Genomic DNA, 15,756 nt, shown 5'->3' on the forward strand with positions numbered 1-15,756 from the left:
CGCTTTAGCGGCGATTGTCGCGGCTGAAGCCCCTCCCACAGGCTGATCGATGTATTACTCGCGGGCGCCGGGGATGGCCAGCAGCTCGGTCAGGGCCTGGTCGAGCATGCCGATCAGCTTGTCCACATCGTCTGCCGTGGTGCTCGGGCAGCACAGGGTCATATTGTGGAATGGGGTGATCAGGATGCCGCGGTTGATCAGGTAGAGGTGCAGGGCCATCTGCAGTTCATCGTGAAATGCCGCTTCAGCCTGGGCGCCAGTCTTCGGTGATACCGGACAGAACTGGAACTCGCTGCGTGCGCCCAGCTCGGTCACCGACCACTTCAGGTCGTGCTTGCCGATCAGCGAGCGGAAGCCATCGGCCAGGCGCTTGGCCAGCGGCAGCATGTGCGCGTAAGCGGCCTCGGTCATCACCTGTTCCAGGTTGGCACGCATGCAGTGCATGGCCAGGGCGTTGGCCGACAGGGTGGTGCCCATGCCGCTGTGGCCGTGGCCATGGCTGCCTTCGCTGGCGCGTTTGCGGGCGGCGGTCATGGCATCGGCCATCGCTGCGCTGCAGCCAAAGATGCCGCACGGCACGCCGCCGGCAATCGGTTTGCCGACCACGAAAAAGTCCGGGTCGAGGTTCCAGAGTTTGGTGCAGCCACCCATGTCGGTGGAGATGGTGTGGGTCTCGTCGATGATCAGCAACGCACCGTATTTACGGGTCAGCTCGCGGCATTGCTGCATAAAGCCCGGCTCGGGCAGGACCATGCCGATATTGGTCATCGCCGGCTCACAGAGCAGGGCGCACACGTCGCCCTGGGCCAGTGCAGCTTCCAGCGCGGCCACATCGTTGAACGGGATCGAGCGGCTGTACTCGGTCAGGTCATAGGCCTGGCCGAGCAGGCCGGAGCGCGGCACGGTTGCGCCGTCGATGCAGCGCACCATCACGTCATCCACGGTGCCGTGGTAGCAGCCGTCGAACACCAGCAGGGTCTTGCGCTCGGTAATCGCGCGCGCCCAGCGCAGCACGTAGCGGTTGGAGTCGGTGGCGGTGGCCGTGACCTGCCAGAACGGCAGACCAAAGCGCGCGGCCAGCAGCTCGCCGCAGACGATGGCGTCTTCGCCCGGCAACATGGTGGTCAGGCCGTTGTTGCCTTGCTCGGCAATGGCCTTGGCGATCGGGTCCGGCGAGTGGCCGAACATGGTGCCGGTGTCGCCCAGGCAGAAGTCGATGTACTCATGACCGTCGACGTCATAGAAGCGCGCGCCCTTGGCCCGCTCGACAAACAGCGGCACCGGTGTCGACCAGTCGGCCATCCAGTGCATCGGTACGCCGCCATACAGCGAGTTGCGCGCGCGTTCGGCCAAGGCCACGGATTTCGGGTTACGCGCAATAAAACGCTCGCGCTCACGGCTGGCGAAGGTTGCTACGGCGGATGGGCTGATACCACTGGCAGTCATGTTGAACACCTCGTTCGAATATCTGCACATGCTATTTTGTGATCACAGAAAACTCAAGCATTGGTTTGATCAGGCTTTATTGCTAGATTATCGCCATATTTGTGATCACAGGATATTGCACAATGGTCTTTCAACAGCAAGTCGCGTTGATCAGCGGCGCGGGCAGTGAATCGGGTATTGGCCTAGCCATCGCTCGCCGTCTAGGCCGTGCCGGTGCGCGGGTGTTGCTGACTGCCAGCAGTGCGCGGGTCGAGCAACGGGTCGCCGAGTTGTGTGCTGAAGGTATTCAAGCACGCGGCCGCGCGGCTGACCTGACCGATGAGCAGCAGGTCGCCGAATTGCTCGATTGGGCGCAGGCGCAGTGGGGGCAGATCGACATTCTGGTGAACAATGCCGGCATGGCCATGCAGGGCAGCCCCGAGCCGTTTGCCGAGTTGGCGGACATGAACCTGGCGACCTGGAACCTGTCCATCGCGCGCAACCTCGGCACTGCTTTTCTGCTCACTCGTGCGGTGCTGCCGGGCATGCGTGCACGCGGCTACGGGCGCATCGTCAATATCAGCTCGACCACCGGCACCCGCGGCAGCAACCCAGGCGAGGCGGCCTACAGTGCGGCCAAGGCCGGTATGCTTGGCCTGTCCATGGGTCTGGCGCTGGAAGTGGCCAAGCAGGGTATTACGGTCAACAGTGTGGCGCCGGGCTGGATCGCTACCGGTTCCAGCACCGAGGAGGAGCGCCACGCGGCTGAGTACACGCCGATGCGCCGTGCTGGCCGGCCTGAGGAGGTGGCGGCAGCGGTGGCCTTTTTGGCTTCGCCCGAGGCCAGCTATATCACCGGTGAAGTCCTTATTGTCGACGGTGGTAACTGCCTGATCGAGAACAAGGCTCCGTGAGCCATTAGAATTCATTGCGCCGCTCTAGTGCGGCCGTCTTCAATATAAGGAACGTCCATGCATAACTGCTCGCTGACCCTCGCCCAACTCCCCGCGCCACCGCTACGGGGCTGAACCACCATGGCCGACAATCTGCAGGATCAGCTCTACCAACGTATTCGTGAAAGCCTGCTGGCGGGGCGTTTCCAGCCCGGCGAGCGCTTGAAAATCCGTGATCTCGCCGCCGAGTGGGGCACCAGCCCGATGCCGGTACGCGCCGCCTTGCAGCGACTGGTGGCCGAGGGCGCGCTGGAAGGCGAACCGCAGCGCTCGGTGCGCGTGCCGCCGATGACCCGCGAGCGTTACCAGAATATCTTTCAGGTGCGCTTGGGCCTGGAAGGCCTGGCTGTAGAGCTGGCCACCCCGCGCCTGACCCCGGCCGATCTGGCCGAGTTGCGCGATTGCGTGGCGCGCATGGATCAGGCCATCGAGCAGCGCCAGGTGCAGGCCTATCTGGATGCCAACAGCCAGTTTCACCTGCACCTCTACAGCGCCTGCGGCAACCCGGTGTTGCTGCGCTCAATCGAGTCGCTGTGGCTGCAGGTCGGGCCGTTCTTCAACCAGTTGTTTACTGGCGCTGATCTATCGCTGCGCCTTAATGACTTCCACGAGGAGGCCTTTGCCGCCATCGCAGCCGGTAACGCCAAGGCCGCGCGTCAGGCCATGGAGCAGGACCTGACCTACTTCGCGCGCTTCCTGCTCAATCTGCTTGACCTGGAACCGGCCCAACGCTGAGAGGCTGGCAGCGGGTGTGCCGACAACTACACTGATGCGATTCTGAGACGACAGTACAAGGGCTCTTCAATGCTGGATTACGGCAGTAAACGCATCCTGATCGTCGATGATTTCACCGACTTTCGCAGCTCGTTGAAAGCTATGCTGCGCGATATGGGCGCGCGTGATGTGGACACTGCCGACCGCGGCGAAGAAGCCCTGAGCATGTGCCGCAACAAGCGCTACGACATCATCCTGCATGACTACAACCTGGGCGGCGGCAAGAATGGCCAGCAAGTGCTGGAAGAGCTGATCGCCGGCAAGCTGATCAGCCATCAGTGCATCTTCGTCATGGTCACTGCCGAAAGCAGCCAGGCCATGGTGCTCAGCGCCCTGGAGCACGAGCCCGATGCCTACCTGACCAAGCCGTTCAACCGCGCCAGTCTCGATCAGCGCCTGGACAAGCTGGTCGAGCGCAAGACCGCGCTCAAGGGCATTCTTCAGGGCCTCGACAAACAGGACTCGGCCGCCGTGCTGGATGCCTGCAAAACCCTCAGCCAGCAGGACAAACGTTACCTGCCGCTGTGTCAGCGCTACCAGGCCACGGCGCTGCGCGAGCTGGGCCGGCTGGATGAGCTGCAGCAGTTGCTCAATGGGGTATTGGCCGAACGGCCATTGCCCTGGGCGCAGGTGGCGCTGGCCAGTCTGCTGCACAAACGCGGCGAGCTGAGCCGCGCGCAAAGTCTCTACGAGCAGGGTTTGCAGCTGTTCCCGATGATGCCGGCACTGTACGACGGCCTGGCCGCCGTGCTGTTGGCCCAGGGCGAAAGCCAACGCGCTCAGCAGGCTCTGGAAGATGCGGTGAAACTTGCCCCGCTGGCGATTCGCCGGCAGATGCAGCTGGGCAAACTGGCCCTGGATAACCAGGACTTTGACAGCGCCGGCAAAGCCTATCGACAGGCCATGGAGCAGGGCCGCACCTCCAAGTTCAAAAGCCCGGAAAACTACCTCGGCCTGGCCCAGGCGATTACCGCTCAAGCCGGCGATGGCACGCTGGACAAGCGCCTGCAGATTGAAGTCAGCCAGGCCCTGGGTGAGCTGGACAAGACCTACGCCAATGACCCCAACGTGCAAGTGCGTTCACGCCTGGCCCTGGCCAGCAGCCTGAATAAATCCGGTGAACCCAAGCGCGCCGCACAACTGGCCGCCGAAGCCGCTGCGGCGATGGAAAAACTGCCGCAGCTGTTTGCCGCCGATACCGCACTTAACGTCGCCAGCCAGCTGCGTGCGTTGGGCCAGACGGCAGCCAGTGACGCGCTGCTGAAAAGCTGTGTCGAGGTTTACGGCGACGATCCGCAGGTGATGCAGGGCGTCGCTCGGCAGACCGACAACACCGAGATTCTCTCCGGCGGCAAAGAGGCCGTGGAGCTCAACCGTCAGGGCGTGCGCTGCTACCAGCAGAAGCAGTTCGACGAGGCGCTCCGGCTATTCCGTCAGGCGTTTGCCTTGCAGCCGAAGAACATCAGCATCGCCCTCAATACCGCGCAATCGTTGCTGCAGTCGGCGGGTGGTGAGATGTCGCCGGCTCTATTGGAAGAATGCCGACGCTGCCTGGAGGTGGTCAGCCAGATGCCCGAAACGGATGCCCGGCATGCGCGTTACCAGCAGCTGCAGCGGCGGGCGACTGGCCAATGAGTGATTCCCCCGGCGGGTTGGATTTCTCCACGGTAATCGCCTCCACCGTGCACGACATGAAAAACTCCCTGGCCATGCTCACCCGCGCCCATGGGCAGTGGCAGGCGCAGCTGCCGCCCGAGCAGCAACAGGCCAGCGAGCAGGGCGTGATTGAGTACGAGTTTGCCCGTCTCAACGGCATGCTGGTGCAGCTGCTCGGTCTGTATAAGCTCGGCGTCAACCAGCTGCCCATGCGCCCCGGTTATCACGAGGTCGAGGATTTTCTTCAGGCGCAGCTAGCGCGGCACTTCGAGGTGCTGCACAGCCGGCAGATCAGCGCGCGGTGCGAGGTGGAAAGCTTCGATCTGATGGGCTTCTTCGATGAAGAACTGCTCGGCTCGGTGGTCGCCAATATCGTCACTAACTCCATCCGCTACGCCCACAGCGCCCTGCTGATTCAGGCCTGGGAAGAGAACGGCAAACTGGTGCTGGCAATCTGTGACGACGGCCAGGGCTACCCGCAGGAGATGCTCAGCCAGCAATCCAACTACGTCCTCGGCCTGAAACACAGCACCGGCAGCACCGGCCTGGGCCTGTACTTCGCCGGACGCATCGCCGAACTGCACGAACGCAATGGCGTGCGCGGCCATATCGAACTGGCCAACGGCGCACCGCTGGGTGGCGGGGTGTTTAGGATTTATCTGCCCTGAAGCGACTGCGGCTCTGCGTCGTGGTAACGCCGCAGGGCCGACGCGCAGCAGATCGTAAAAGTCTTTAGCTTTCCAGCCAGACGTCGCGCACCCAGTGCCAGACCGACTCCCAGGTTTCGTCTTCGTTGACTTCGCCGGTTTCCGCTTCCCACAGCAGCACGGTGCCGTCTTCTTCCACCACGTAGTAGTTGCCGTGGTCTTCGCACAGCGGCACGAACTCGCGCGGCACGCCGAGGGACCAGGCGGTGGCGGCGACTTCCGGCAGGTAGGTGTGCGATTGCGGATCGCTGGCAGTCACCGGTTCCAGGCGGCCGTAGACCACATCACTGACCTGCAGCAGGTATTCACGCAGGGCGAAGGGCAGGTGGATCAGGATTTGCTCCTGAATCTCCACCAGGGTTTCTTCTTCCGGCAACTCCAGCGGGACGGGCACCGGCTCGTTGAGTTCGCGCAACTGTTCGATGACTTCTTCCACGGTGTCTGCCTCATTTATTACGGGGTATACGGGAGCGTCTTATACCCTAGACGGGTCTAAGCAAAAAGCTGGCACAGTGCTATTGTGCAGATGAACAGTGCGTCAATTTTTGAACGTCATAAACTGGTCGAGTCATGAAAAGTCAAACGCAAGAGTCCGAAGACGGTGCACTCAGCGAGGAAGAGCGGCTGCAACTGCTGACCACCGCTGGCAAGCGCAACCGCCTGTTTATCCTGGCACTGGCCGGGGTACTGGGTAGTCTGATGCTGGTTTCGGTCGGGCTGAATATCCACAGCGCGTTCAGTGCGGGTGACGAGCCGCGTATTCAGGCGCTGGAAAAGCAGATCCTGCGGCTTGAGCAGCAACTGGCGGTGCAGCAGACCGCGTTGAGCAATCAGGAAGAACTGCTGGCCAGTCAGCAGGCATCGCAGTTGACCGGAATGTTCGAGCGCGTGGAGAACCCGGACAGCATCGGTGAAGTGAGCAAGGTGTTGCAGGCTCAGGAGCGTGATTATCAGCAGGTGATGCAAGGCTTGAAGGTCGGTATGCGCGATTTGGCCAATATGCTGCCGGGCTCACGCAGCTGGCTGGCGCATTACGAGGAAGCGCTTGACCGCGCCCAACTCAACAGCCGCAAACGCAGCGAGGATATCCAGGCCTGGGGTGAAAAAGCCCAGCAGCCTGCCGCGGCGGCCAAACCGCCGGGCACCAGCGTCGATCCGGGCTAATGCCTTGGAATCTGTTTACGATCTTGCGAGCTAGAGCCATGCAAGGCGCTACGTTAGTAACAGCCTCCGGCTGGTCAAAGCGGCGAGGACGCGGAGTGTACGAGTTGTACATGAGCATTACTCGTTTCACTCGCCCTTCGGGCCGCGCTAAAGCGCGTTAGCCGCAAGCGGCTTGCGGAGCCTGTTTTTAACGCAGCAGGGCCGACGCGCAGCAGATCGTAAGCAGGTTCCTAGCCCATTTGGTAGAAGGCCAGCTTATTGCCATCCAGATCGCGGAAATAGGCGCCGTAGAAGCCTGGTATGCGCTCGCCGGGCGCCCCTTCACAGCTTGCCCCCAGTTCGATGGCCTTGGCGTAGAGCTTGTCCACACCTTCGCGTGAGCCGCCGGGCAGGGCGATCATCTGACCATTGCCTGGGGTAGGCGCTTGCTTGTCATAGGGCAGGCAGACGGCAAACATCGGCTGACCCTTGGCGATGCCGTAGAAGGCGATGCGGCCCATATCCATGACCATCTTGGCACCCATTTCAGCCAGCAAGGGGGTGTAGAACGCCTTGGCCTTTTCCATATCAGTGGTGCCAACCGTGGTGTATCCGATCATTGCTCAGTCCTCGTGGTGGTTAAGCTAGGTGCAGATTGCACCTTGAGTGGATCTGGCGCCAGCCCATGCGTTTGCTGAATGATGGGCAAAGAAAACCCGGGGCTTGCCCGGGTTTGCTTTATTGCCGCAGGTATTAACCGTTCTGGCGGATACCGGCCACCAGCCACGGCTGGTTGTCACCGACGGCACGCTCCAGGCGCCAGCTTTCGCTGAACACTTCGCCTTGGTCGAAGCGCGAGGTTTTGGCCACACCGGTAAAGGTCAGGGTGGCGACGGTCTTGTCGCTGAGGTCATCGACACCATCCAGCTGTACGTCGAGGTTGTCGACGTAGGTGGACTGGAAGCCATCGCCCAGGTCGGCACGTTCGCGGCTGAGGAATTCCAGCAGCTGCGGGGTGACGAACTCGCCGATCTTGTCCATCTCGTTGGCATCCCAGTGCTGCTGCAGGCTGAGGAAGTGCTCGCGACCGGCGTTGATAAAGCTCTGCTCGTTGAACCAGGCTGGGGCGTTGATCACCGGCTTGATCGCGGCTGCAGCGCTGCTGCCACCGAAGATCGAGGCTGGAGCCGCTGGCATTTCACGCTGCATTGGCGCGCCGTTGGCAGTCGCCGGGCTGGCTTGCTGACGACGGGCGGCGAGGAAGCGGAACAGCAGGAAGGCGATCAGGCCGAAGATCAGCATGTCCATGATCTGCAGGCCTTCAAAGCCGTCACCCATAAACATCGAGGCCAGCAGACCACCTGCAGCCAGACCGGCCAATGGGCCCAACCAGCGCGAGGCGCCGCTGGCAGCAGCAGGTTGGCGACCAGCGGCAGCCGGTGCAGCAGATTGCTGGGCTGGTGCCTGGCGAGCCTGATGGCTTGGCGCGGAACCGAAGGATTTGCCGCCGCCCAGTCGCTTGGCTTCGGCGTCGAAACTCATGGTGGTCAGTCCCAGGCTGAGGAACATGGCCAGGGCGATGCTAAGGAAACGCTGCATGGTTAGCTGTCTCTTGGTGATTGGATCTACGCGCGGCATCTTGCCCGCCATGGTCGCCGCTGGCTAGCCATAGAATGTTTCCGGCTTTTGCCCGTGCGCTATGCGCATGGCTGCCGTAGGTTGGGTTGAGGCGCGCAGCGACGAAGCCCAACGGGGCGATGGCATACATACCGCCGAAGTCAGGTCGGACAACGTCGTTGGGCTTCGCTGTGCTCAGCGCCAACCTACCCGTCAGGAGATGGGCTATTGGCGTAGCAGCACCAGCAGTGGCCCGCAGCGTAACTGCCGGCGCAGCAGGGCGCGGAAGTCGGCGGGGTCTTCCTCGGGGTGGCGCAGCCAGTGGATAAAGCAGCGCAGGTACACACTGGTCAGCAGGCTTTCCTCGGCGATACGGCACAGGTGCAGGGTTTCCCGCCGCGCCGCTTCACGCCACCACTGCACGGTGCGGCTGATGCGCAGCAGGCCGCCAATCTGCAGATGGATATGCCCGGGTTCGAGCTTGTACAGCAGCATCTGCCCGCTGACGGCACGGTGCGCGGCCAGGCCGTCGAGCCAGGCAATCAGCAGTTCTTCCAGGCGTTTGGCGGGTTCCAGCGCCAGCAGGTCGGCGCCAGTGCCGCGCGCCAGCAGGGCCTGGTCGGCACGGTCGAACCAGGCTTCGACCAGCTGATCCTTCTCGCGGTAATGCACGGCGATGGCATCCAGCCCCACCCCCAGGTCGGCGGCCACATCGAACAGATGCAGACGCTCCCAGCCGCAAACATCGGCCAGTTGCAGGGCGCTATCGAGTATCTGTGCAGCGGAAACAGTTGCGCGTTTCATCGGCTCACCTCGCCAAGCAGTATGGGCGGCGAGCGCAGTCGGGCCGGCCTGAAACGACAAACGGAACCCGTAGGATGGGTTAGCCGCGCAGCGGCGTAACCCATCAATGCGATCTGATGGGTATCGCTGCGCTCAACCCATCCTACGGCTGTGGCTCAGCGCCAGTTGTACAACTCTTTCTCCGACAGCTGGTGCATCTGGCTGACCTGGGCCTGGAAGGCTTGCATCGAGGCCCAGATACGCCCGTTCAGCTCGCTTTGTGCAGCCAGTTCGCCGAGGACTACGGCCGACTCGCGCTGCATGGCATCGAGCACTTCGTTGGGGAAGCGCTTGAGCAGGGTGCCTTGCTGCTTCAGCTCATCCAGGGCCAGGGCGTTGTGGTAGACGTAGTCGTCGAGCATGTCCTGGCTGGCGGCGCGCGCGGCTTCGCTGAGGATCGCCTGCAGGTCGGCCGGCAGGCTGTCGAGGGCCTTCTGGTTGATCAGCAACTCGAGCACCGCCTGGGGCTCCTGCCAGCCCGGGTAGTAGTAGAACTTGGCGGCTTTGTGCAGGCCGAAGGCCAGGTCGTTGTAGGGGCTGACCCAGTCGGTGGCGTCGATGGCGTTGGTCTGCAGGGCGGTAAATACTTCGCCACCCGGCAGGTTGACGGTAGTCGCGCCGAGCTTGCTCAGCACTTCGCCGCCCAGGCCTGGCATGCGGATCTTCAGGCCCTTGAGGTCATCCAGCGAGTTGATTTCCTTGTTGTACCAGCCGCCCATCTGCATGCCGGTATTGCCCACCACCATAGGTTTTACGCCATAGGGGGCATAGGCTTCGTCCCACAATGCCTGGCCGCCACCCTTGCTCAGCCAGGCGTTCATTTCGCTGGTGGACAGACCGAACGGCACGGCGGTGAAGAACTGCGCCGCCGGTACCTTGCCCTTCCAGTAATAGGCCGCGCCGTGACCCAACTCGGCGGTGCCGCGCGACACGGCGTCGAACACCTCCAGTGGCGGCACCAGTTCGCCACCGGCATACACCTTGATGGTCAGGCGGCCGTTGCTCATGGTCTTGACCCGCTCGGCCAGGCGCTCGGCGGCGGTGCCCAGGCCGGGATAGTTCTTCGGCCAGGCGGTGACCATCTTCCACTGGAACGTCTGCACCGGTTCGGCGGTTGTTTGCGGCGATGCAGGTTCTTCCTTGCAACCGGCCAGGCCGAGAGCGGCGAGCAGTGCAGCAGCGGTGAAGAGGTGGCGGCGGTTCATCGTGGCTTCCTTGTGGTCTGACGGTTGATCCCGTAGCCCGGATGCAATCCGGGACAATCCTTGAGCCTGCCCCGGATTGCGCTGCGCTTATCCGGGCTACGGTTTGTTGCTACAGCGCCTGCAGCTTGGCGTAGCTCAACATCAGCCACTTGCTGCCTTCGCTCTCGAAATTAACTTGCACCCGCGCCTGGGCGCCTGCGCCTTCGAAGTTGAGGATGGTGCCTTCACCAAATAGCGAATGCTGCACGCGCTGGCCGAGGTTGAAGCCGGTATCCGGTACGGCGCTGCCAGCGAACAGGTGGCTGTCGTTACTTGCGCCGCCCATATTGCGGCTGACCGCACCAAACGGCCGGCTGACGCTATTGGACAGGCGCACTTCCTGGATCAGCTGCGGCGGAATCTCGCGGACAAAGCGCGACACCTTGTTGTAGGTCTCGCTGCCGTACAGGCGGCGCGTTTCGGCGTAGGTGATCACCAGCTTGCTCATGGCGCGGGTGATGCCTACGTAGGCCAGGCGACGCTCTTCTTCCAAACGGCCGGGTTCTTCCAGGCTCATCTTGTGCGGGAACAGGCCTTCTTCCATGCCCACCAGAAACACCTGGGGGAATTCCAGGCCCTTGGCGCTGTGCAGGGTCATCAGCTGCACGCTGTCTTCGTTTTCCGCCGCCTGGGTGTCGCCAGCTTCCAGTGAGGCGTGGCTGAGGAAGGCCTGCAGTGGGCTGAGGTCGTCGTCTTCGTTGTTGTCGAAGGTGCGCGCGGCGCTGACCAGTTCTTCCAGGTTTTCGATGCGCGCCTGGGCTTTTTCGCCTTTCTCGGCCTTGTGATAAGCAATCAAACCGCTCTGCTCGATCACCGTCTGGGTCATCAGGTGCAGCGGCATCTCCAGCACTTTGGCGGCGAGGTTATTGATCAGCTCAATAAAGCCGACCAGCGCCCCCGAGGCACGGGCCGGTAGCGTTTTGGCGGTGACCATCAGGTGGATCGCGCCCCACATCGATACCTCGTGGGCGCGGGCGTACTCGCGGATTGCCTCGATGCTTTTCTCGCCGATGCCGCGCGCTGGCACGTTGATCACCCGCTCCAGCGCCGCGTCGTTGCCACGGCCGTCGAGCAGGCGCAGGTAGGCCATGGCGTTCTTGATTTCCGCGCGCTCGAAGAAGCGCTGGCCGCCGTAGATGCGGTAGGGGATTTTCTCGCGCAGCAGGGCTTCTTCGAGCACCCGCGACTGGGCGTTGGAGCGGTAGAGGATGGCGATTTCGCTGCGTTTGAGACCGTCTTTGCGCAGGGCGTCCTCGATCGACTCGACCACGTAACGCGCTTCGTCGTGCTCGTTGAACGCCGAATACAGATTGATCGGCTCGCCGTCGCCGTCTTCGGTCCACAGTTCCTTGCCGAGGCGGCCCTGATTATTGGCAATCAATGCGTTGGCGGCCTTGAGGATGCCAGCCGTGGAGCGGTAGTTCTGCTCCAGGCGGATCACTTCGGCGTCGGCAAAATCATCGGAGAACTGTTGGATGTTCTCGATCTTCGCCCCACGCCAGCCGTAGATCGACTGATCGTCATCACCGACCACCATCAGGCTGTCACCGCCCTTGGCGAGCAGGCGCAACCAGGCGTACTGCACGGCGTTGGTGTCCTGGAATTCGTCGACCAGGATATGCCGGAAGCGCCGCTGATAGTGTTCCAGTAGGCCCGGCTTGTCGCGCCACAAGTCGAGTGCGCGCAGCAGCAGCTCGGAGAAGTCGATCACCCCGGCGCGCGCGCAAGCAGCCTCGTAGCCTTCATAGATTTTCAACATGGTGGCGAGGAACAGGTCGCCGCCGGGCTGGATATTCTTCGGCCGCAGGCCTTCGTCCTTCTGCCCGTTGATAAACCACTGCGCCTGTTTCGGCGGCCAGCGCTGTTCATCCAGGCCGAGGTCGCGGATCACCCGTTTGACGATGCGTTGCTGGTCGTCGGAATCGAGAATCTGGAAATTTTCCGCCAGGCCGGCTTCCTGCCAGTGCGCGCGCAGCAGGCGGTGGGCCAGGCCGTGGAAGGTGCCGACCCACATGCCGGCCGGGCTCTGCCCGAGCATTTGCTCGATGCGGTGGCGCATTTCGGCCGCGGCCTTGTTGGTGAAGGTCACCGACAGGATGCTGTGCGGCGAGGCATTCTCGATCTGGATCAACCAGGCGATGCGGTGCACCAGCACGCGGGTTTTACCGGAGCCAGCACCGGCCAGCACCAGTTGGCGGCCCACGCGCGCGGCAACAGCCTGGCGCTGGGCATCATTGAGAGAGGCAATCAGGAGTTCGGGATCATTTTGCATCGCGGCATTCTAGGGGGCTGCGCCAGGCAGGGCAAACCAGGGGTTTTAGTGGACGACCGGTGAGTCAGCTCGGCGGGCTAGACGGGCTGTGGCCGCGCTCATCGAAAGTTGGGTATTTGTACTGTGAATTAGCGCACGTCTGGCTTGGGCGAAGCGTCTAGCTCGCGTATGCTGCGCCGACGTTTAGGCAACCACTATAAGAAAATCGCCTATGACCGCATCGACTTCATCCGCTGGCGCCAATGGCTTCAAGCCGACTTCCGGGCGGGAAGTGGCTCAGCTGTTTGCCACCGATATCGCCGCCGAACGCACCCGCATGCTCTATCAGGGCTCGCAGGTGCCGACCCTGTTTATGCTGCTCAGCGGCGTGGTGTGTGCCTTCCTGTTGTGGGGCGCACTGCCACATGCGTTGCTGGTCAGCTGGGCGATCTGGCTGGTGATCCTCGCCGTGCTGCGTCTGGTGCAGGTGCGCGCCTTCAATAAGGCCTTGCCCAGCCGTCAGGCCGAACGCCACTGGCGCCGGCTGTTTCTGTTCGGCGCGGGCGCTTCCGGGTTGACCCTGGCGTTTGCCGCCATCGCCCTGGTGCCGGCGGATGTGTTCTACCTGCAAGCGCTGGTTTATGGCCTGATTGCCGCAGCAATTCTCTCGGCCAGCGTGGCCTATGCCATCAGCTTTACCGCCTTCCTCAGTTTTGCCTTGCCCTGCCTGCTGCCCTCGGTCGGTTATCTGCTGCTCAGCGATAACCGGCTGCAACAGGGTTGGGGCCTGCTTGGCAGCATTCTGTTGCTGGCCCTGTTGGTGGTGGCCTGGCAGGTCAATCGGCTGGTGCAGCGCAGCCTGCTGCAGCGTTTTCATAACCAGGCGCTGATCAGCAACCTGGAGCACGCCAAGCTGCAGGCCGAAGGCCTGAATGGCGAGCTGGCACATGAGGTGGAGCAGCGTCGCCGTGCCGAGCGCGAATTGCGTCTGGCCCATGGCGAGCTGGAAATGCGCGTGGCCGAGCGCACCCTGGAGCTGGACGAAACCACCTATGCCCTGAGCAAGAGCCGCGCGCGCCTGACCCTGGCCATCGAAGCCAGCGAGCTGGGGCTGTGGGACTGGGACCTGCAGAGCGATGAAGTGCATCACTCGCGGCTCAAGGAAATCTTCGGCCTGGAGCCGCAGGCCGTGCAGGTGATGCTGCGCGACCTCAAGCCGCGCCTGCACCCGGATGATCTGCCGGTGCTGCGCCGCGCGCTGGTCGAGCATATGAAGGGGCGCAGCGACGACTATCAGGTCGAATACCGCATCAAGCACGCGGCCGGCCACTGGGTGTGGATCGAAGACCGTGGCCGTGCGGTCGAGCGCGACGCCGAGGGCCGCGTGCTGCGCATGCTCGGCACCCGTCGCGATATCAGCGCGCGCAAGGTGCAGGAACAGCAGCAACAGCTGGCCGCCACGGTGTTCGAGGCGGCCAGCGAAGGCATCGTGATCCTCGACCCCGACTATCGCCTGCTGTCGGTCAACCAGGCCTTCAGCGACGTGACCGGTTATCGCCAGGACGAAGTGGTCGGCAAAAGCGTGATCAGCCTGATCAGCAGTGGCGACAGCCGTCGGCAGTACCAGATGATCCGCCTGGAGCTGGAAAACAGTGGCACCTGGCGCGGCGAGCTGATCGAAACGCGCAAGAACGGCGAGCTGTACCCGCAGTGGCTGCAGCTCAATGTGGTGCGCGATGCGCGGGGCAGCGTCAGCCATATCGTCGGCTTCTTCGCCGATCTGTCGTCGCGGCGCGAGGCCGAAGAGCGTTTACGCTACCTGTCGCATTACGACGAGCTGACCGGCCTGGCCAACCGCAGCCTGTTCAAGGAGCGCCTGCATGAGGCCAGCCAGCGCGCACGGCAGGGCGGGCGCAGCATCGCCCTGCTGCATGTCGACCTGGACCGCTTCAAATTGCTCAACGACAGCCTCGGCCATGAAGTGGCCGACCAGCTGCTGCGCCAGGTCAGTCGCCGTCTGACTCAAGCGGTGCCTGAGGCCGATACCCTGGCGCGCCTGTCCGGTGACGAATTCGCCATCCTGATTGATTCCTACGGCAGTCTCTCCAGCCTGGCGCGGCTGGCCAGCCGCTTGCTCAGCAAACTGCGCGTGCCGATGACCGTGGGCGGGCATGAACTGGTGGTCAGTGCGTCTCTGGGCATCAGCCTGCTGCCCGACAACGCGCGGGAAATCTCCGCCCTGGTCAGCCAGGCCAATATGGCCATGCAACATGCCAAGCACCTGGGTGGCAACACCTTCCAGTTCTTCACCGACAACCTGCAGGCCTGCACCCTGGAGCGCCTGCAACTGGAAAATCAGCTGCGCAAAGGCATCAACGAAGGCCAGTTGGAAGTGTTCTACCAGCCCAAACTGTGCCTGGCCGACGACAGCCTCAACGCCGCCGAGGCGCTGGTGCGCTGGCGCCACCCGGAACTGGGCCTGGTGCCGCCGAGCGACTTTATCGGCCTGGCCGAAGAAACCGGGCTGATCGGCGCCATCGGCGAGTTCGTCCTGCGTCAGGCCTGCCTGCAGGCGCGCGCCTGGCAGGTGCAGGGGCTGGCGCAGATTCGCGTATCGGTGAATCTCTCGGTGCATCAGCTGCGCCAGGGCAACCTGCTTAGCCTGGTGCGCCAGGTGCTCGATGAAACCGGCCTGGCCGCACAGTTCCTTGAACTGGAGCTGACCGAAAGCCAGCTGCTGGATAACGTCGAAAGCGTGATCAGCACCTTCCAGCAACTGCGTGAGCTGGGGGTCAAACTGGCAATCGACGACTTCGGCACCGGCTATTCCTCGCTCAGCTACCTCAAGCGCTTCCCGGTGGATTACGTGAAGATCGACCAGACCTTTATCCGCGACCTGACCCCCGGCAGCGAAGACGCCGCGATCACCCGCGCAATCATCGCCATGGCCCACAGCCTGGAACTCAAGGTGGTCGCCGAGGGCGTGGAAACCCAGGCGCAGATGGACTTCCTCAAGAGCCAGCGCTGCGATGAAATCCAGGGCTACCTGATCAGCAAACCGGTACCGGCCGAGCAGTTCGCCCAGTTGCTGCGCGAGCAGGGCGACAAGTTCTAATCGCCAGGCAGGTGGCTTGTCTGCCGCC

Annotated in this window: 13 protein-coding genes; 6 read left to right on the forward strand and 7 right to left on the reverse strand. The window is 62.9% G+C overall.

Features of this window, described 5'->3' with window-relative positions; all coding sequences use genetic code 11:
* Window positions 1-54: 54 nt before the first annotated feature.
* On the reverse strand, window positions 55-1,446 hold the full coding sequence (locus tag Q8M42_RS18410; RefSeq protein WP_304869806.1) for an aspartate aminotransferase family protein: 1,392 nt from the start codon (window positions 1,444-1,446) through the stop codon (window positions 55-57).
* Window positions 1,447-1,568: 122 nt separating this feature from the next.
* On the opposite strand from Q8M42_RS18410, the gene Q8M42_RS18415 reads away from it, so the two are divergent.
* The 4 genes from Q8M42_RS18415 (at window position 1,569) to Q8M42_RS18430 (ending at window position 5,476) form a co-directional block, all read left to right on the forward strand.
* Entirely contained in the window at window positions 1,569-2,339 is a 771-nt protein-coding gene (locus Q8M42_RS18415; protein WP_304869808.1) for an SDR family NAD(P)-dependent oxidoreductase, read from the forward strand.
* Window positions 2,340-2,459: 120 nt separating this feature from the next.
* Window positions 2,460-3,113, forward strand: coding sequence for a GntR family transcriptional regulator (locus tag Q8M42_RS18420; protein WP_304869810.1), 654 nt, complete (start codon window positions 2,460-2,462; stop codon window positions 3,111-3,113).
* 69 nt (window positions 3,114-3,182) lie between these two features.
* Complete coding sequence (locus Q8M42_RS18425; protein WP_304869812.1) at window positions 3,183-4,787, forward strand: tetratricopeptide repeat-containing response regulator; 1,605 nt, start codon at window positions 3,183-3,185, stop codon at window positions 4,785-4,787.
* Entirely contained in the window at window positions 4,784-5,476 is a 693-nt protein-coding gene (locus Q8M42_RS18430) for a sensor histidine kinase KdpD (RefSeq protein WP_304869814.1), read from the forward strand. The genes Q8M42_RS18425 and Q8M42_RS18430 overlap by 4 nt, the downstream gene beginning before the upstream one ends.
* A gap of 64 nt (window positions 5,477-5,540) precedes the next feature.
* Here Q8M42_RS18430 and Q8M42_RS18435 read toward each other — a convergent pair whose 3' ends face one another.
* A complete protein-coding gene (locus tag Q8M42_RS18435) occupies window positions 5,541-5,951 on the reverse strand; it encodes an SMI1/KNR4 family protein (RefSeq protein WP_296218922.1) in 411 nt (136 codons plus the stop codon).
* 134 nt (window positions 5,952-6,085) lie between these two features.
* On the opposite strand from Q8M42_RS18435, the gene Q8M42_RS18440 reads away from it, so the two are divergent.
* Window positions 6,086-6,679, forward strand: a complete 594-nt coding sequence (locus Q8M42_RS18440; RefSeq protein WP_304869817.1) for a hypothetical protein — start codon at window positions 6,086-6,088, stop codon at window positions 6,677-6,679.
* 230 nt (window positions 6,680-6,909) lie between these two features.
* Here Q8M42_RS18440 and Q8M42_RS18445 read toward each other — a convergent pair whose 3' ends face one another.
* From Q8M42_RS18445 to uvrD, 5 genes are all read right to left on the reverse strand, one after another.
* On the reverse strand, window positions 6,910-7,278 hold the full coding sequence (locus Q8M42_RS18445) for a VOC family protein (RefSeq protein ID WP_304869819.1): 369 nt from the start codon (window positions 7,276-7,278) through the stop codon (window positions 6,910-6,912).
* Between the two features lie 133 nt (window positions 7,279-7,411).
* Window positions 7,412-8,257 (reverse strand): Tim44 domain-containing protein, encoded by an 846-nt coding sequence (locus Q8M42_RS18450; RefSeq protein ID WP_304869820.1) that lies wholly within the window; start codon window positions 8,255-8,257, stop codon window positions 7,412-7,414.
* 243 nt (window positions 8,258-8,500) lie between these two features.
* Complete coding sequence (locus Q8M42_RS18455; RefSeq protein ID WP_304869822.1) at window positions 8,501-9,079, reverse strand: TetR/AcrR family transcriptional regulator; 579 nt, start codon at window positions 9,077-9,079, stop codon at window positions 8,501-8,503.
* 155 nt (window positions 9,080-9,234) lie between these two features.
* Window positions 9,235-10,323 carry a TRAP transporter substrate-binding protein gene (locus Q8M42_RS18460; protein ID WP_304869824.1) on the reverse strand — a complete coding sequence of 363 codons (1,089 nt, stop codon included), beginning with the start codon at window positions 10,321-10,323 and terminating at the stop codon, window positions 9,235-9,237.
* Window positions 10,324-10,432: 109 nt separating this feature from the next.
* Complete coding sequence (gene uvrD, locus Q8M42_RS18465; RefSeq protein ID WP_304869826.1) at window positions 10,433-12,634, reverse strand: DNA helicase II; 2,202 nt, start codon at window positions 12,632-12,634, stop codon at window positions 10,433-10,435.
* Window positions 12,635-12,845: 211 nt separating this feature from the next.
* Between uvrD and Q8M42_RS18470 the strand changes: the two genes are divergently transcribed.
* The gene (locus tag Q8M42_RS18470) at window positions 12,846-15,728 is read left to right on the forward strand and encodes a bifunctional diguanylate cyclase/phosphodiesterase (RefSeq protein WP_304869828.1); all 2,883 of its coding nucleotides are present in this window, start codon (window positions 12,846-12,848) and stop codon (window positions 15,726-15,728) included.
* The last annotated feature ends 28 nt before the right edge of the window (window positions 15,729-15,756 follow it).

It is taken from the genome of Pseudomonas sp., assembly GCF_030684895.1.
Lineage (GTDB): Bacteria > Pseudomonadota > Gammaproteobacteria > Pseudomonadales > Pseudomonadaceae > Aquipseudomonas.